Source organism: Pseudoalteromonas sp. SG43-6, from assembly GCF_014164365.1.
GTDB classification, from domain to species: Bacteria; Pseudomonadota; Gammaproteobacteria; order Enterobacterales; family Alteromonadaceae; genus Pseudoalteromonas; species Pseudoalteromonas rhizosphaerae.
The window spans coordinates 95332-114574 of sequence record NZ_JACJEZ010000005.1; the positions used below are offsets into that span (position 1 = coordinate 95332).

The following is a 19243-nucleotide window of genomic DNA, read 5'->3' on the forward strand; positions in this document are numbered from 1 at the left end:
TTTGTATCAAATTGTATTTATTATTATTTTCAATGCTTACTTTGCCCGTAAAACACAGCATATAACATTGGACTAAAGGACTAAGCGCAAGGTACTAGCCCTTATTTACAATTGTTGATTTTTTCGACTCACCTAGTATGAATCACACATAATAACAAAGGAATTTGGTCGATGTTCAACACACAATATAAAAAATTACTGCTTACATCTGCTTTTCTTACTGCCAGTACATCCGCACTGGCAGGCTACGAGATCAACATAACTGAAAACGATAAATTAACCTTCGGTGGCTACATTAAAATTGATGCACGATACGTTGACGGTGACATTGCCTATCGTGATTACTGGATTGGTGATGGCATTGCTTTAGAAGAAGACGCATCCCAGTTTCGTATCTTTGCTAACGAAACCCGTTTCAATACTAAATACCAACACGGCGAGATAACAGGCTTCATCGAAATGGATTTTTGGGGCGGCGGCGGTAATGAAATTGTCTCTAACTCAGCTAACCCGCGCATCCGACATGCTTTTATAAACTACAAAGATCTCACTGTTGGCCAAACTTGGTCAACCTTTATGAATACTAGCGCAATTCCTGAAACTGCCGATTTTGCTGGCGCAACAACAGGTCTAGTATTTATTCGTCAAGGACAAGTACGTTATAACATGGGCAACTTCCAAGTATCCATTGAAAATCCTGAGAGCTGGGGGGGCGATACCGCAAACGATAATATTCCTGATTTAATCGCACGCTATAACATCAAAGGTGATTGGGGCAATGTCTCTATTTCTGGCTTAGCACGGCAATTACATACCTTATCAGGTAACACTGAAAGCGCCTTTGGCGCATCTGTTGCGGCACGAATTAAAACAACAGGAAAAGATGACTTACGCCTACAAATTCATAAAGGTGATTTAGGCCGCTATGTAGGGGCTGCGGCTGTTAAAGATCTCTATGGTGAAGAAGTTGAAGATATTACCTCTGTATTAGTTGCCTATCGTCATTTTTGGAATGATTCACTGCGTTCAAGCGTGCTGTACGGCAAAGTTGATGGAGATGTATCCAATCGTGAGCGTACGCAATGGGGTATAAACCTCTTTCAAAACTTAACTAAAGAACTCGAAGTGGGTATTGAAGTCGGTAACTTTTCAATTGATGAGTTAGATAAAGATTCAAATTACCTACAAGCCACAATGAGATACATCCTCTAGCTGACAGAACACTTTCTAATGTTTGTTGTGTGTAATAACGACCCCAACCGTTAATACATTTTAAAGAGGGTTCACCCCCTCTTATTTTTCAACGCATTCGTTATTCATTTTTATTCTCAGTTAAATTTAGGAGTATGAGTATGACAACATCGATACTCAATATAGAGCAAATATCGCTAGCCTTTGGTGGTGTTAAAGCCTTAACAGATGTTAGTTTTTCGGTGACTAAAGGCTCTGTATTTTCAATTATTGGCCCAAATGGGGCTGGTAAAACATCAATGCTCAATTGCATTTCTGGCCGCTATCAACCTAACAGTGGAAAAATCACCTTTGCAGATCAAGATGTTACCCACTTAAAACCCAATGACCGCGCAGACTTAGGTATGGGCCGTACTTTTCAAAACTTAGCCTTATTTGGCCATATGTCAGTGCTCGATAATATTATGGTTGGTCGCCATCACTTATTAAAAAACAATTGGTTAACAGGGCCGTTATATTGGGCTTCTGGGGCGCAAAAAGAAGAACTCGCTCACCGTAGAAAAGTAGAAGAAGTGATCGACTTCCTTGAGATCTCTCATATCAGAAAATCCATCGCTGGCACCTTGTCTTACGGGCTTCGTAAACGCGTTGAATTAGCTCGTGCAATGGCTCTAAACCCAAAACTGATTTTACTTGACGAACCAATGGCTGGAATGAATCTGGAAGAAAAAGAAGACATGGCCAGATACATCCTCGATTTAAATGAAGAATTCGGTATTACGGTCGTTATGATTGAACATGATATGGGAGTTGTAATGGATATTTCTCATGAAGTTATGGTGCTGGATTTTGGTAAAAAATTAATTTCTGGTTTACCACACGAAGTCATGGCTGACCCCTATGTTAAACGTGCCTACCTTGGTCTTGAAGACGACGCAGAGCCAGCCACCTTAGAGGAGGTAAGTTAATGACTAGCCAAATCAATCAAGATTTTGAGATGGGTGAACTGAATACCTTCCCCAAAATTCTACAACACAATGCCACGCATTGGCCTGATATGGTGGCGATGCGAGAAAAAGAGTTTGGTATTTGGAACGAGTTCAGCTGGGCCGAATATAACAATAAAGTAAAGTGGTTGTCGCTCGCGTTGAGTAACAAAGGCGTGAATACAGATGATACCATTGCCTTACTTGGTGATAACCGCCCAGAATGGATATGGGGCGAAATTGCTGCTCACGCTTTACGTTGCCATTCATTAGGTATTTATCAAGATTCAATGCATGACGAAGTAATCTATTTACTCGCTAGCAGTGGCGCAACCGTTGTGATTGCTGAAAACGAAGAGCAATGCGATAAATTACTTGATTTAGGTGATGGCATAGAGCAAGTAAAATTCATTGTTTATTGCGACCCAAGAGGTATGCGCAAATACAACGACTCGCGACTTATAGATATCAATACCCTATACATACTGGGCCAAGAACTCGAACAAGCATACCCTGATCGTTATCAAGCCATGATAGATGCCTCAGCCCCTGACGACATTGCTATTTACTGCACCACTTCAGGTACCACATCAAAACCCAAAATTGCCCTACTCAATGGTGGCAATTTTATTAAGCACTGTAGTTCATATTTACGTGCTGACCCGCGTCAAGCTGGCGACAACTATGTATCTGTATTGCCCTTACCTTGGATCATGGAGCAAGTCTATGCAATTGGCCAAGCACTGATCGCCCGTCAAATTGTAAATTTTGTTGAAGAACAAGAAACACTCATGGCTGACCTACGAGAAATTGGCCCCAGCTTTGTACTATTAGCACCACGGGTATGGGAAGGCATTTTAGCTGACGTACAAACCCGTATGATGGATTCAACACCTTTTAAAAGAAAGCTATTTAATTTTGCCATGAAGCTGGCTGAGCAAAGCCAAGTAACAGGCAAAAAATCATGGCTAGCTGAAATTCTACTGCTAAAAGCACTTCGTGATCGACTCGGTTTTTCATTCTTAAAATCGGCTGCCACCGGCGGAGCTGCGATGGGGCCTGACACCTTTAAGTTTTTCCAAACCATTGGTGTGCCTTTACGCCAACTCTACGGCCAAACAGAAATGTGCGGAGCTTACACCATCCATCATGAAGCCGATGTTGACTACGACAGTGTTGGCGTCGCGTTTGATAATGCACAAATTAAAGTCATTAATCCCGATAAAGCCGGTATTGGCGAAGTTATTGCTAAAACAGTCGGAATGTTTAGTGGCTACCTTAATAATCAACAAGCCTATGATGAAGACGTGATTGACGGCTGGATGCAAACAGGTGATGCCGGTTACTTTAAACCGTCTGGCCATTTAGTGGTGATTGATCGGATCAAAGATCTCGCTTGCACCAGCGACGGCGCACAATATTCTCCTCAATATATAGAAAACAAACTTAAGTTTTCTTCATTTATTGGCGAAGCCGTTATTTTAGGTAAAGCAAAGCCTTATCTATCAGCCATCATTTGTATTCGTTTTAGTATTGTTGCGAAATGGGCTGAGCAACAAGGGCTGTCGTTTACCAACTACACCAACTTATCAACCCTGCCTGAAGTGTACGAAAAAATTGGCGAAGAAATAATGCGCGTCAATGAGTCACTTCCTGAATCACAAAAAATCCATAAATTTTTATTACTTTACAAAGAACTTGATGCCGATGATGGCGAATTAACACGAACCCGTAAAGTTCGCCGTAGTGTTATTGCGGATAAATATGGCGACATTATTTCATCCATTTATGACAACAAGGAAAATGTTGATATTGATACCATGGTGGTATTTCAAGATGGTACTAAAACCCGTATTCAAACCCAGCTTAAAGTCACTTCGCTGATCGAAACAGCCTGCACGGCTGCTGATAACACTATCAACATAACACGGAGAGTCTCATGAATTTTGAATTGCTAATTCAACTAATCGTCAATGGTTTAATTGTCGGCTTACTCTATGGCGTCGTTGGGATGTGCTTTGTATTAGTGTACAAATCAACGCAAATTGTAAACTTTGCCCAAGGTGAGTTTTTATTAGTGGGTGCCTGGGTATGCTGGGCAGTACTGATTTATTTAGAGCTGCCTTTTGTAGTGGGCTTTTTACTGACAATGGCCTTTATGGCAATCTTTGGTGTGCTGCTGCAAATGATTGTTTTACGCCCGATGATAGGTGAACCTATTATCTCAGTGATCATGATCACCATTGGCTTATCAATCTTTTTTCAAGCCTTGATGAAATGGATTTTTGGTGTTTCAGCGCAAAGTTACCCGCAAGTATTTACCACTAATAGCATCCAAATATTTGGCTTGAACATTGAAGCCGCTTACTTAATGAGCACCGTAATCGCCTTAATAATTATGGTTGCCTTCTATCTATTCTTTAAACATTCAAAATACGGTTTAGCAATGCGAGCCACAGCCTTTGATCAACAGATTGCACAAAGCTTAGGTATTTCGGTAAAACAAGTTTTTGCTATGAGCTGGGGTATTGCTGCTACGGTTTCAGCCACAGCTGGCATTGTTATTGGCATGGTAAACGGGGTTTCAAATTCACTGTCATTAATTGGCATCAAAGTTTTCCCTGCAGTTATTCTTGGCGGTTTAGATTCTATCATCGGCGCTATTGTCGGTGGTTTGATCATTGGTGTATTAGAGAATGTCGCTGAGTTTTTCGACAGCCAATATCTGCATGTTGGCAATATGTATGACATCGCACCATTTTACGTGTTGCTCGTCATCCTTTGGTTCAAACCATACGGTTTGTTCGGCACAAAAGATATTGAACGTATTTAATCAAGCCAATTTAGGTGCATCAATAGCGCCTAACAAGTGCAGATAAAGGTAAATTTTAGGAGTTTATTATGTCCAGTTTAACCATGAGACCCTGCGGCGATTTCCGCACCAGTTATAAACAAGATAATACAATTTTTGAAACAACAACCATCAAAAATGTGGCAATTTTCGCAATTGCCCTATTATGTGCAGCGCCATACTTAGTCGATGCATATTACCTAACCCTATTTATTCAAATTTCATATTTAGGGATAGCCGCACTAGGGCTCAATATTTTGGTCGGTTACACCGGACAAATTTCATTAGGTCATGGCGCATTTTTTGGCTTTGGTGCTTTTGCATCAGCATGGCTCAATATCTCCTTTGGTATTCCTGTATTGCTGTGTATTCCACTGGCTGGTTTTTTAACAATGGCTGTAGGCATGATGTTTGGTTTACCGGCCTCAAGAATTAAAGGCTTGTACTTAGCTATAGCCACACTGGCTGCGCAGTTTATTTTAGAAGACTTCTTTGCCCGTGCTGACTGGTTTTCTGGTGGTTCTGCTGGCTCATCTGCCGACCCAATTAGTATATTTGGCTTTGTTTTTAATAGCGATGAAAGTTTCTTTTATATCGCCTTAGCAGCCTTAGTTATTATGTATATTTGGGGCTGTAATCTGATGCGCAGTCGTGATGGTCGCGCCTTTGTTGCAGTACGTGACCATTATCTATCAGCTGAGATCATGGGCATCAAGCTCAATAAATATCGCTTACTCTCTTTTGGTATATCGTCTTTTTATGCCGGTATTGGCGGTGCCTTATATGCCCATTACTTAGGCTATGTGTCTGCTGAAGGGTTCACTTTATTTATGTCGATCCAATTCTTAGCCATGATCATCATCGGCGGTTTAGGCTCAATTAAAGGCACCTTAATGGGTGTGGTGTTTATGGTGTTTCTACCAGAAGTACTCGAAAGCGGCGTAGGTTTAATGAAAATGACCGACTGGGGCAATATTCCAATGGTGGTTGATGGCCTGGCCTATATCAAAGAAATGGCCATTGGCTTAGTGATTATCTTATTCCTTATTTTTGAGCCGCAAGGCATGGCACACCGCTGGGCACAAATTAAAAACTATTGGAAGTTTTACCCGTTCTCGTACTAATCAATAGACACTAACTTAAGCATATACAACACACATGAGCATCATTAATGCGTAAATAATTGGCAATCTAGCCATAAAAAGAAAAAGGAAATAGTTATGCACAATCATAAGGCAAAATTAACGTCTCTATTAATAGTAAGCGCGCTGTGCACCAGCCAACAAACATTCGCTGAAGACTCAGTCTTTGTTGGTCATCTAGCTGATATGAGTGGCCCGACAGCTTTTGTTGGTAAAAATTACGCTGACGGCGTGCGTGATTCCCTAGCTTACATTAACGAAAATGGTGGCATCAATGGCACTAAACTCGAATATGAAACAATTGATTACGCTTACAAAGTGCCGCAAGCGATTGCCGCTTATAAAAAGTGGCATTCGCGTAAAAACATGGTTGCCATGCAAGGCTGGGGCACCGCTGATACCGAAGCACTGATCTCATTTGTAGCCAAAGATAAACTACCAGTATTTTCAGCGTCTTACTCTGGCCACTTAACGGATCCTATGGGTAAAAACCCACATACAAAGAAACCAGCTCCTTATAACTTTTTTTACGGCGCATCCTATTCAGATGCGTGCCGCGGTTTAGTCCAGTGGGCAGCTGAGGACTGGCAAAAAAAGGGGGGCAAAGGCAAACCTAAGTTTACTCATATTGGTGCAAATCACCCCTTCCCTAATGCACCGAAAGAAGCCTGTGCAGAGTACGCCACCGAATTAGGCTTTGATGTACAACCTGCGGTTGTTATTTCGATGAAACCAGGTGATTTTAAAGCGCAATGTTTAAGCTTAAAAAGCTCAGGCTCAAATTACGGATATATAGGCAATCTAGGTGGTTCAGTATTGTCTTTAGTTAAATCATGTAACACCGTTGGTACCGATATTCAGTTTATGTCGAATATATGGGGGGGCGATAAAAAAATATTCCAAGCTGCGGGCGAAGGCATTAAAGATTATGTATTTCCAGCTATGACGCCGTTTTGGACTGATCAAGTACCTGGCATGAAACTCGTTAGGGAGATTTCAAAACAATCAGACCCTTCAGGCCAAGAAGAGCGTGTTCATCATTACATTCGTGGCGTGTGCTCAACATTCTTTATGAAAGAGGCTATGGAATGGGCAAAAGATAACGGCGGAATAACCGGTGAAAATATTAAAAAAGCCATGTATGCCCGTAAAGATTGGGTACCAGCAGGACTTGAAGGCGTATGCCTTGCGGGCAACTGGAGTGAACAAGATCACCGTGGCACTAACCAAGTTTACATTTACAAAGGCAACTATAACGAAGGCAATGTCGTCGTTGAAGAGTTATCACTGGTAACCATTGAGCGCCGTGATGCGTGGTTAGGTTTTTAATAGCTCGTTAAACATAGCAGCGGATGAAGCATCTCGTTATTTTCATCCGCTGATAAATTATTAATTTTTCACGGAGTTAGCTATGTCACAAGCAGCTATAAAAATACAACCTGCATCACCAATTCTAAGCGTTAACAATATTGAAGTTGTTTACGATGAAGTCATCCAAGTTTTACGTGGTGTTAGTTTAGATGTGCCAGAGGGTGAAATAGTCACCCTACTTGGGCCAAATGGCGCAGGAAAATCAACCACCTTAAAAGCCATTTCTGGCTTATTAAAAACTGAAAATGGCGAAGTCACTAAAGGCGACATTACCTTTATGGGCGAACGAATAGACAATAAAAATGCCGAAGATGTGGTGCGCAGTGGATTGTTTCAGGTTATGGAAGGGCGTCGTATCATCGAAGATATGACCTCTCTAGAAAACTTAAAACTCGGCGCCTTTACCCGCAAAGACGCACAAATAAATCAAGACATTGAAATGGTGTACCACTATTTCCCTCGCTTAAAAGAACGCACAGGCTTAGCTGGATATTTATCAGGTGGCGAACAACAAATGCTGGCAATTGGCCGTGCATTAATGGCACGTCCAAAGATGATTTGCCTCGATGAGCCATCGATGGGGTTATCGCCATTATTGGTTAAAGAAGTGTTCGGAATCATAAAAAAGATTAACCAAGATCAAGGTATTACTATGCTGTTGGTAGAACAAAATGCCAACTATGCACTGAGAGCGGCTAATTATGGTTACATTATTGAATCAGGGAAAGTTGTATTAGATGGCACACAAGAGCAGCTTTTAAACAACGAAGATGTAAAAGAGTTTTACCTCGGTGGAGGTAACGAAGAACGTAAAAGCTTTAAAGATCTTAAGTCATATAAACGTCGCAAACGCTGGTTGTAATCAACCTATCTATCTCTCTACTTTTTCTATGTTACTGGAGCTATTATGAGCCATTTTTATCATGCCAATGAACATCAACACTCTGAAACCAGAGAACAAAATTTATTGTCCCGTTTAGCTGACTTTATTACCTATGCAAAAAATAACAGCCCCTATTATCAGGCTATATTAGCGAACATTGATGCCACGAATATCACTACTCGCTCACAACTAGCGACTTTGCCGATCACCAGAAAATCTGACCTTTTAGACATACAAAAGCAACAGCCTCCGCTTGGCGGTCTCGCAGCTAAAAGTGGCCATATAAATCGAATTTTTCAATCACCGGGGCCTATTTATGACCCTGAAAATTGCCAGCAAGATTGGTGGCGAATGGGCCAAGCCTTTCATGCTGCGGGGTTTAGAGCAGGTGAGTTAGTACAAAATTGTTTGTCATACCATTTGACTCCTGGCGGTTTTATTCTTGATTCAGGGGCGCGTGCGTGTGGCTGTGTGGTTATACCCGCAGGCCCAGGGCAAACAGATCAACAACTTGACGTAATAGAAGATTTACACCCGCAAGGTTATTGTGGCACTCCCTCTTTTTTAAAAATATTACTGGATAAAGCGCAGGCAACTAAACGTGACGTTAGCAGCCTCAAAAAAGCACTGGTGACTGGAGAGGCATTATCTCATGAACTGCGCGAGTCGTTTAAACAACAAGGTATCAACACCTTACAGGCTTACGCAAGTGCCGATGTAGGCTTAATTGGCTATGAAACCATTGCTGACGATGGGTTAATTATCGCTGAAGATTTAATTGTCGAAATTGTGCGCCCAGGCAGCCTCACTCCAGTCGCAGATGGTGAGATTGGTGAAGTGGTTATTACCAGTTTCAATACTGATTATCCGTTAATCCGTTTTGCAACCGGTGACTTATCGGCTATCAAGCCTGGGCAAAGTGCGTGTGGTCGCACTAACATGCGCATTCAAGGTTGGTTAGGTAGAGCCGATCAAACCACGAAAATAAAAGGTATGTTTGTTCATCCTCAACAAATAGAGCGAATTAGGCTCAGTGTTAAGGGGATAAAGAAAATGCGCTTAGTGGTCAAGCTACAAGATCATCAAGACAAAATGCAGCTATTGTGTGAATACGATCAAGACCAATCAGAGCTAACTAAACTGGAACTCACCGGATTATTGCTAGATAACTTAAAACAATACACAAAATTAAATGGCAGTGTTGAGTTGGTCGAGCTAGGCAGCTTAGCTGATGATGGCAAAGTGATTGATGATCAACGAGTCATCGGATAACCCAATTAGAACTAGGAGTTTTAATGAACAATATAGCCTTTCAAGATTATTACCCCGATGAGCTCAGCCATTGTTATGGCTGTGGCAAAAACAATGAGCAGGGTCACCAATTAAAAAGTTATTGGTATCAGGATGAGCAAAATCAAGGCAATATCGATAAAACTATCGCCCACTTTACGCCGCAACCTTGCCATACAGCAATCCCTGGCTTTGTTTATGGTGGGCTGCTTGCGTCCCTGATTGACTGCCATGGTACAGGCAGTGCCGCTGCTATAGCTTATCGATATGCAGAGCGAGAGATGGGGACTCAACCTGCATTTCGTTTTGTTACAGGGGCTTTAAATGTTAACTTTTTAGCGCCGACTCCAATGGGGGTAGAGCTGCAGCTAATAGGTAGCTTCATTGAAGTAAAACCCAACAAAGTGATTGTCGACATCACGCTATCAGCGAACAACGTGATCTGTGTTAAAGGCAGCGTAATTGCTGTGAAAATGCCAGCGAGCTTTATCAGTTAGCATTCAAAGTTAAGAGCGAACTGCCGTGTTCGCTCTTCAATTCAAAACTTAGCGCTTACCTAGCTTTTTCAGCAGTACACTGACTGATAGCGACAAAGCCATAATCACCACACCATAAATAACTAACATACCTGACGGTGTAGCAAGTTCTATTATTTGCTCGTTTGCGCCCACGCATAAGTTTGTTTTATGATTAATAGCCCCACCACTATCTAAACAGCGGTCAACCAATAAAAACCCATGTAACCACCATACGGCGAACAAGCTCACTAAAACGCCAGCTAAAGATGGCAGTAAATTATTTTTCATAGATAAAAACCAAACGAGAAAGTAAATGTTAGTGCTCTACAATAGCAAATAAAGTACCTAAAAAGATTACGATAAAAGCCTGTTTTTAAGAATAAAAATTAATACTTACGGCGCGATATAGTTAACAATTAAAACAGTTGTTCAGCTAGGATATATATTAATAATAATGAGAACGGTAGAGTGTAATTAATCAGCGTTAGGTTTAAACCAACTCAGCCAACTTTAGTTCATTGCCACGGCTAATTTGATGGCATTGTGCTAACAGTAATTCAGCGGTAGCCATGGCATCGGTAAGTGCATGATGGCAACCATAATGAGGTAGCTCATACCGCGCCCTGCAGGCACTGAGAGTTAAATCGTCTAAGCCTATTTCATAGCCTTGTTGGTGCAGGCGCTTTTTTTCAATCTGAAAAGTATCAATAATCAATAAAGGCTGCACATCAATATTATGTGCTTGAAATGCCTGCTTTAAAAATCCCCAATCTAAAGTAGCATTATGAAACACCAAAATAGCATCCGAAAAATGAGCGCTTAGCTTAGCTAAAATAGCCGCTAAGCTTTTTCCATTAGCGACATCTTGCTGGGCAATTCCATGATAAACAGGACTTTGCTCAAGGCGCAGCACTTCTTTATTTATGGCGTGCTGAGCTTGGCTCAATTTAATGCATTGCTTTTCTATCAACACCCACGCAATCGAGACGATTTCATGCAGTTTTGGATCCAGTCCAGTCAACTCTAAATCAATCACTATATAGCGCTGCGTTAATGCATTTTCAGCAAGTAATTGCCTACGCGCAAAATAGTGACTCAACCAACGTTTAACCACTTAGCTTGTCACCTTATTCATAGCAAAACACATATTTATAAACTTCCACGAGCAAACTTAAATGCCGCAGCTTGTTGTGCGAGCTTGAGTAAATAGAAGGCTTCTTTTAATTGATGACGTTCAAGGGAGTTTAGTTTATCTGGGTTAATACAGTTACTCGGTAGCCCTTCTTCGTTTATTTGCGTGCGCAAACGTAACTGAGTTAAAAATCGCCAGCAGTCTTTCAAATTATATACATCGTGATTACTTAACAATGAATGTTTCAGTAATGCATCTAAGCGCTCTTGGGTGTTCGCTCGGCGTATGCCTGCTTTTAACGCATATAGACGAACAATATCGTTAATGATCACCACGCCACGTTTTTTCAAATCGATGTATTTGTGCTGTTTCGCATCTTTTTCGAGTTTAAACTGATTAAATAAACCAATTGGTACTGAGTTAGATTTAATATCGGTTGCCATTGCGGCGTAAAATAATTCGTTGCGAGAAATTCGGGTTAGTTGCTCACAAAATGCAGTGTAAAGTGCCGTTGAGCCTTCAATAAAACGTAAATCAAAAAATATTTTACAGTTGAGCATTGCTTCAGGTGTCGGGCTTTTGATCCAGTTAAAAAAGCGCTCACACCAATCCGATATACTCATTCTGCATAATTCGCTGCTTGCCATAATATTACCTGGGCAGCGTTTAATACCGCACTCAACCAACTGTTCGCAAACAAACTCCCCCATGCGGCGATAGTAATCTTGATGTTGCTCGCTTAAGTCATCAGGTAGTAATAAGCCGTTATCTTGATCAGAATGTAAGGTTTGCTCTTCACGCGCTTGAGAGCCAAAACAAATAAAACTAAAGCTAGTAGGAGCGGCACCGCACTCTTCTTGGAATAAATATATTAGTCGTGAGGTTAACGCATCAGTTAAGCCACTGAGTAATTTACCTATTAAAGATATATCATCAATATTATGAGAAAAACTACGCAGTAATTCTGGTACTTCTGCCGCATAACGCTTTAAATCGGCGACACTGCGAGCTTTATAAATACGGCCAATCAATTGTACGGGGTCGCTCTTTTGCTGACGTAATAAGTCTGTGCTGGTGATCATACCCAACGCTTTATGGTGTTCATCCAACACTGGTAAATGATGAATGTTATGTTTGAGCATTAAATGCAGAGCTGAAAAAACACGGTTATTTTCAAAAATAAACTTGGGTTTGACACTCATGATAATGCTAACCGCTTGTTTGGGATCGATTTCATCTGCCAATACTCGGTTACGTAAATCGCGATCTGTAACCACACCAACTAAGCGTTCAAATTCTGTCACCATAATCGAAGACACGCCGTGCTCTTTCATTTTTTTAGCTGCTTGACGAATACTTGCATCGGGCGATAATGTGACCGCTTTACGTGACATCAGTTCAGATATTTTACGTTCAGACCAACTATCGTTTTGGCTTTTATAATGTGAAGAAAGCAGCCGATTTGCATGCGCACGCACAAAATACTGCTCAAACGTTTTATATTCACGGCGTAAGTAGTCGAAAGCATCTTGGTTGAGCATATAAACTATGCCCTCTTTTTGCACTTCTAAACGGTTTTGAATTGCCTCGCCGGTCAGCAGTGAAGGAAAGCCAAAATAATCGCCTTGTGCTAAACGAGTGATCACATCGCCTTTTGCATCCACTAAGTCATACAAACCAGAGCGAATTAAAAACAGCTTAGGTGAGGCTGATTGCAGCCATTGCGTTTGGTTTTCACGGGTTAGATAAATAACATCGAGATGTTTTACAAAGTAATCTGTTGCGCTGCTATCAAGGTCGCTAAATGGCATTTGTGCTAGCACAAACTGGGCGACTTCCTGTTGCTCATTATTCATTTGTCTACTCGCAAAAAACAATCGTACGATCACTGTACTGCTATCAACGGTAAATAAAAAGCCCGACTTAAGTCGGGCTTTTGGATCTATCAATATTAATTAATAGAGTATCAGCGTTGTTAGTGAGCGTGAGCTTCACTAGACCCTTTAGGATTACGAATGCCTTCAACCATTTCTTGAATTTCAAGCGGTGTATCAGCGGTAAACTTAACCACGATTGCAGCAACTGCAAAGTTAATAAGCATACCAACTAGACCAATACCTTCTGGTGAAATACCTAAGAACCAATGCTCAGGGCTATTTAGTTCTGGGCTGATGAACTTGAAGAAGATGATATATGCCGCAGTAAAGGTAATACCTGTAACCATACCTAGAACCGCACCTTCTTTATTCATCTTCTTAGAGAAGATACCCATAATGATCGCCGGGAAGAAACTTGCTGCGGCCAAGCCGAATGCAAATGCCACCACCGACGCCACGAATCCAGGCGGATTAATACCAAAGTAAGCGGAGATAACAATCGCAACCATGGCTGCCAACCTCGCTGCGAGTAACTCTTGTTTATCGCTAATGTCTGGTTTTAAGGTCCGCTTAAGTAAATCATGCGATACCGAAGTCGAAATAACTAACAGTAACCCTGCTGTTGTTGATAGTGCCGCAGCAATACCACCGGCGGCCACAAGTGCCACGACCCATGCTGGTAAGTTAGCAATTTCAGGGTTAGCAAGTACCATGATGTCGCGGTCAACGTTAACTTCGTTAGCGCTGTTTGGATCATCAATTTTACCTGCTGTGTAGAACATTTTGCCATCACCGTTTTTATCATTAAAAGTGATTAAGCCCGTTCTTTCCCAATTTTTTACCCATACTGGTGCTTCAGCGTATTCAGTACCACTTCCGTCTTTACCATTTATGGTATCAATCATGTTAACACGGGCAAATGCTGCAACCGCTGGTGCTGTTGTATAAACAATAGCAATGAACACTAATGTCCATGCCGCTGAAATACGCGTATCTTTAACGCGAGGTACAGTGAAAAAGCGTACGATTACATGAGGAAGACCCGCAGTACCCACCATTAAGGCACCAGTGATAGCAAACACATCAATCATGCTCTTTGAGCCTTCAGTGTATTGTGCAAAACCGAGCTCAGCACTTAAGCCATCAAGTTTATCAAGTACGTATACGCCATCGCTGCCGATTAATGTAGCGCCAAAGCCTGTTTGTGGGAAGAAGTGGCCTGTCATCATCATCGAAATAAAGATTGCAGGAACTAAGTAAGCAAATACCAGTACACAGTACTGTGCTACTTGGGTATAAGTAATGCCCTTCATACCACCGAGTACCGCATAGAAGAAGACAATAACCATACCAATGTAAACGCCAGTTTCAATTTCAACTTCTAAGAAACGTGAGAATACAACGCCTACACCACGCATTTGCCCTGCAATGTACGTAAAACAAATGAAGATGGCACATAAGATTGCCACTAAACGCGCGGTGCGTGAATAGTAACGGTCGCCGATAAAGTCTGGCACAGTAAACTTGCCGAATTTACGTAAGTAAGGTGCTAAACACATAGCAAGTAGTACATAACCACCGGTCCACCCCATTAAGTAAACGCCGCCATCATACCCTGCAAAAGAGATGATACCCGCCATTGAGATAAATGACGCAGCACTCATCCAGTCAGCGGCTGTTGCCATACCATTAGCCAGAGGCGGAACACCACCACCTGCTACATAAAACTCTTTTGTTGAGCCTGCTCGGGCCCAAATTGCAATGCCGATATAAAGCGCGAAGCTCAACCCGACAATTATAAACGTGAGTGTTTGAACATCCATTGCTTAGCTCCTATTCGTCTACGCCGTATTTTTTATCTAACGTATTCATTTTGAAAACGTACACAAAAATCAAAGCCACAAAGGTGTAAATCGCGCCTTGCTGGGAGAACCAGAAGCCAAGTTTAAACCCAAAGAAACGCACTTCATTAAGTACATCAACCAGTAATATGCCAAAGCCAAACGACACGACAAACCAAACTGCTAATAATTTAAACAGCAGTGAAATGTTTTCCGCCCAATAAGCTTTTGCTTGTTCTTCATCTTTAAAAGCCATTTTTTATTTCCTCTTTAACATCTGTAAAAAGTGATGTGTTCGATTTATTCTCGGCTATAAACTTAGCAATGCCTGAACAATATTGAATTGAGACCATAGTCGTAACAACAAGTTAACGTTTACGTAAACTGTACTGAAGCGCTTGTTACAAAAAAGTAAAAAACGTTTTCTATCATAATGTTAAGTCTTTCCACTCGGTGATTTTAACTATTCATCCAGGTTATATTGCACACTTGCGACATTAGTCTAATACATCAATAAAACATTAAATTTCTCATATATATCAAATAAATATGTTTATTTTCAGAATACTCACAAAAATTGACAGCTCAAAATAGTGAAAACTTCTGGTATGGTGTGCAATAACATAATAAAAATTGAATAAAAACATGACTGCTGCACTAATTTTTGTCGCTTTAGCGTACATTGGCATATTGTTTTGGCTAGCAAACTGGGGCGATAAAACCACACCGCTGGCAAAACGAATTAGCCATCACCCTTTTGTTTACTCCTTTTCGCTGGGTATTTACTGTACTTCGTGGACTTATTACGGCTCTGTTGGTACTGCAGCTACCAGCAGTTGGAGTTATTTACCCATTCTACTTGGTCCTGCACTGTTGTTTTTTTTCGGACAAGGATTTTTGCGCAAACTGGTACTAGTGAGTAAAAAACAAAATATCACCACCATAGCCGATTTTATCTCTGCCCGTTATGGTAAGCGTCAAACCACCGCCATTATGGTGACTATGATTGCGCTACTAGCAACTATTCCTTATATCGCCTTACAGTTAAAGGCACTGAGCAACAGCTTCTTACTACTACAAAGTGACAATAAAATATCGGGTTCAATGGTCGCGCTTTCTGCCACCCTGATCATGGCAATGTTCGCAATATTTTTTGGCACCCGTAAAGTTGATGTAACCGAATACCGTTCAGGATTAATGCTCGCAGTCGCATTTGAATCAATGATAAAACTACTGGCATTAGTAGCAGTGGCGGCTTTGGCGGTGTACACTTTGTATAATTTACCCACTGCTAATGAAGGACAAATAAAAGAATCTTTATGGCAACATTGGAATAATTTTAACTTTTTAAGCTTTAACTTTATTGGCCAATCACTGATGGCCGCTGCTGCAATCATCTGTTTGCCACGACAATTTCACGTTACTGTGGTTGATAACCAAGACAAACGTCACCTATTTACCGCTCGTTGGGCATTTCCACTGTATTTACTGCTGACGGCAGCAATGATTTTACCAATAGCCACCGCAGCTATTCATCCACAGATCGGCAATAGCTTCTCTCCTGATAGTTTTGTATTGGCACTGCCATTAATGAATGACAATGCATTGCTTACCACGTTTGTGTTTATTGGCGGAATATCTGCGGCGACTGCGATGATTGTGGTTGCCACTTTGACCCTAAGTACTATGATCTCAAATGATGTGGTATTACCGCTGATGCTGCGACGTAAATTCAAACGCAACCTGATCACCAGCAGTTATAAGCCACAAATATTACTGGTAAGGCGTTTTACCATCGCCGGTATTTTGATCTTATCGTATTTTTATCAGCAATGGTTTGGTCACGGCAAAGCACTTGCCAGCATGGGATTAGTGGCATTTTCTTTGGTAACGCAATTATTACCGGCCATTGTGGGCGGCCTATACTGGCGCAAAGGTCATGCCTACGGTGTTTATGCTGGTTTATTAGCAGGATTGATTTGTTGGATATTATTTTTAATGTTACCTATTTTAGATGCAGGTAATACACTTGACACCGAACTACAACAAACCCTTATTACCCGCGGCACACTGATCGCTTTATTTGCCAATATTGGCTGTTATATTAGTTTTTCACTGGGAGCTGATGAGCGGTTAATTGATAAAATTCAAGCAGCAGCATTCGTTAATCCCAAGGAGCAAGCAGTACTTGCAAGACGTTTAAACAAAAACGTAAAAGCCACGGTATACGATTTTAAAGTACTGTTACAAACCTTTTTAGGAGTCCAGCGTAGCCAACAAGTATTGACGCATTTTTCACTAACTCACCAACTCGGAGACAATAACACTCACCCCGATCCTGAGTTTATAGCTTACTGCGAACGCGCCTTGACTGGTGTATTAGGCGCCTCTTCAGCGCAAGCTTTGATCCACACGGTAGCATCGGGCAAGCGAATGGCATTTGAAGAAGTGGTTAACTTTTTTGATGAAACAACGCAAGCACTACAGTTTAACCAAAACCTGTTGTTCACCTCTTTAGAGAATCTCAGTCATGGTATTTCAGTTGTTGATAAAGAGCTTAATCTTGTTGCGTGGAATAAGCGCTACGCAGAGATGTTTAATTACCCCGAAGGATTTTTAGAAGTAGGTCAACCGATTGAGCAAATTATTCGTTACAATGCCGAGCGCGGCGAATGTGGCCCTGGTGAAATAGAACGCCAAGTAGAAAAGCGCGTGCAACATTTAAAAAATGGTAGTTCGCATCACTTTATCCGTCACCGTCGTAACGGCCTAGTGTACGAAATGATCGGTAACCCACTGCCTGATGGCGGCTTTGTTACTAGCTTTTCAGATATTACCACTCACATTGCCACACAAAATGCACTTGAAGAAGTGAATATGGATTTGGAAAATCGTATTGAAGCGCGTACCCAAGAAATTCGAACTATCAATAAAGATCTCGAAGCACAAATAGAAAGCCGCGTACAAACAGAGCAAGCACTCACTTTAGCAAAACGAGAAGCAGAGCAAGCCAATGACAGTAAAACCCGCTTTTTAGCTTTAGCAAGTCACGATATTTTGCAACCGCTCAACGCCGCCCGTTTATACCTTGCTGCGATAGATGAAAAATCCCTCGCTGATAATAATATCAATAACTTCGAAAAGCTCGGTGCCAGCCTCGATTCAACAGTGCATTTAATGTCAGCCCTATTAGAAATTGCCAAACTTGAACAAGGTGCGATGACCCCCACCCCTCGCCATTTTAGTATTGATGATATCCTCGCACCACTGCGCAATGAATACGCCATTTTAACAAGCGAAAAAGGCCTCAAGCTCACAGTGCGCAGCGGACAGCATATTGTCCACAGTGATATCACCTATCTACGGCGAATTGTGCAGAACTTAGTATCAAATGCAGTTAAATACACCAATATGGGCAAAGTATTAGTAGCCTGTCGTAAACGCAAACATCACCTGCGCATTGAAGTGTGGGACACCGGCCCTGGCATTAGCGAGGTAGAGCAAGCAAAAATATTTAACGACTTCTACCGCGTAGAGGCCTCTGACAATAAAGGCGTTGGCCTTGGCCTTAGCGTAGTAAAGCGTATGGTAGATTTACTGTCGATTCGCTTAGATGTGCGCTCAACCCCGCAAAGAGGTAGCTGCTTTAGTATTGAAGTCCCTTATGGCGAAAGCCAATTTGTTCAGCAAAAACACGTTACCAATAGCTTGTTTGAAGAGCGCACTGCAATGAATATCGTTGCCGTTGATGACGACCCTGAAAACCTAAACGCCATGGCCAGTTTATTACAAAAGTGGCAAGCTAATTATCAGTTGTTTGATCAAGTTGAAGGCGTACTCGCATACGCAAATGAACACAGCGCACCGGATGTGATATTAATGGATTATCAGTTAGGCCATGAACACGATGGTATTACATTAATTAAAGCCCTGCGGGAAATTTGGCAAACCAATGTGCCGGCAATTTTAATCACCGCAGTACGCGACGTAGAGCTAAAACAAGCGACTAAAGCCGCTGATATTCATTATTTGTCTAAACCAATCAAGCCAGGGAAATTAAAAGCACTGCTGAATCATAGTGCGTGAAGTTAAAGGGGCTAGGCAAAAGGTTAGAACAGATTGGCGTTAAACAACATAACTAAGTACACCCAACAATCTTAT

At 41.5% G+C, this 19243-nt stretch carries 15 protein-coding genes; 10 read left to right on the top strand and 5 right to left on the bottom strand.

What is annotated here, in order from left to right:
- Positions 1–171 precede the first annotated feature (171 nt).
- From H5201_RS03375 to H5201_RS03415, 9 genes are all read left to right on the top strand, one after another.
- Positions 172–1212 (top strand): DcaP family trimeric outer membrane transporter, encoded by a 1041-nt coding sequence (locus tag H5201_RS03375; RefSeq protein ID WP_145235348.1) that lies wholly within the window; start codon positions 172–174, stop codon positions 1210–1212.
- Positions 1213–1352: 140 nt separating this feature from the next.
- Entirely contained in the window at positions 1353–2159 is an 807-nt protein-coding gene (locus tag H5201_RS03380; RefSeq protein WP_182717177.1) for an ABC transporter ATP-binding protein, read from the top strand.
- Positions 2159–4120 carry a long-chain fatty acid--CoA ligase gene (locus tag H5201_RS03385; protein WP_182761374.1) on the top strand — a complete coding sequence of 654 codons (1962 nt, stop codon included), beginning with the start codon at positions 2159–2161 and terminating at the stop codon, positions 4118–4120. Before H5201_RS03380 ends, H5201_RS03385 begins: the two co-directional genes overlap by 1 nt.
- Complete coding sequence (locus tag H5201_RS03390; protein WP_145235342.1) at positions 4117–5010, top strand: branched-chain amino acid ABC transporter permease; 894 nt, start codon at positions 4117–4119, stop codon at positions 5008–5010. The genes H5201_RS03385 and H5201_RS03390 overlap by 4 nt, the downstream gene beginning before the upstream one ends.
- A gap of 68 nt (positions 5011–5078) precedes the next feature.
- Entirely contained in the window at positions 5079–6152 is a 1074-nt protein-coding gene (locus H5201_RS03395; RefSeq protein ID WP_149982122.1) for a branched-chain amino acid ABC transporter permease, read from the top strand.
- A gap of 96 nt (positions 6153–6248) precedes the next feature.
- Complete coding sequence (locus H5201_RS03400; protein WP_145235338.1) at positions 6249–7499, top strand: ABC transporter substrate-binding protein; 1251 nt, start codon at positions 6249–6251, stop codon at positions 7497–7499.
- A gap of 82 nt (positions 7500–7581) precedes the next feature.
- On the top strand, positions 7582–8403 hold the full coding sequence (locus H5201_RS03405; protein ID WP_145235336.1) for an ABC transporter ATP-binding protein: 822 nt from the start codon (positions 7582–7584) through the stop codon (positions 8401–8403).
- Between the two features lie 45 nt (positions 8404–8448).
- A complete protein-coding gene (locus H5201_RS03410; protein ID WP_182783714.1) occupies positions 8449–9696 on the top strand; it encodes a phenylacetate--CoA ligase family protein in 1248 nt (415 codons plus the stop codon).
- 23 nt (positions 9697–9719) lie between these two features.
- Entirely contained in the window at positions 9720–10211 is a 492-nt protein-coding gene (locus H5201_RS03415; protein WP_145235331.1) for a PaaI family thioesterase, read from the top strand.
- A gap of 48 nt (positions 10212–10259) precedes the next feature.
- On the opposite strand, the gene H5201_RS03420 is transcribed toward H5201_RS03415, so the two are convergent.
- From H5201_RS03420 to H5201_RS03440, 5 genes are all read right to left on the bottom strand, one after another.
- Positions 10260–10520, bottom strand: coding sequence for a hypothetical protein (locus H5201_RS03420; RefSeq protein ID WP_145235329.1), 261 nt, complete (start codon positions 10518–10520; stop codon positions 10260–10262).
- 202 nt (positions 10521–10722) lie between these two features.
- The gene (locus H5201_RS03425) at positions 10723–11346 is read right to left on the bottom strand and encodes a 3'-5' exonuclease (protein ID WP_182783716.1); all 624 of its coding nucleotides are present in this window, start codon (positions 11344–11346) and stop codon (positions 10723–10725) included.
- A gap of 35 nt (positions 11347–11381) precedes the next feature.
- Positions 11382–13220: a DUF294 nucleotidyltransferase-like domain-containing protein gene (locus tag H5201_RS03430; RefSeq protein WP_182783718.1), complete on the bottom strand. Its 1839-nt coding sequence runs from the start codon at positions 13218–13220 to the stop codon at positions 11382–11384.
- Positions 13221–13339: 119 nt separating this feature from the next.
- Positions 13340–15064 (bottom strand): sodium:solute symporter family protein, encoded by a 1725-nt coding sequence (locus H5201_RS03435; RefSeq protein ID WP_149982128.1) that lies wholly within the window; start codon positions 15062–15064, stop codon positions 13340–13342.
- Positions 15065–15074: 10 nt separating this feature from the next.
- Positions 15075–15338 (bottom strand): DUF4212 domain-containing protein, encoded by a 264-nt coding sequence (locus H5201_RS03440; RefSeq protein WP_004586074.1) that lies wholly within the window; start codon positions 15336–15338, stop codon positions 15075–15077.
- A gap of 389 nt (positions 15339–15727) precedes the next feature.
- Here H5201_RS03440 and H5201_RS03445 point away from each other — a divergent pair, with 389 nt between their 5' ends.
- Complete coding sequence (locus H5201_RS03445; protein ID WP_182783720.1) at positions 15728–19168, top strand: PAS-domain containing protein; 3441 nt, start codon at positions 15728–15730, stop codon at positions 19166–19168.
- The last annotated feature ends 75 nt before the right edge of the window (positions 19169–19243 follow it).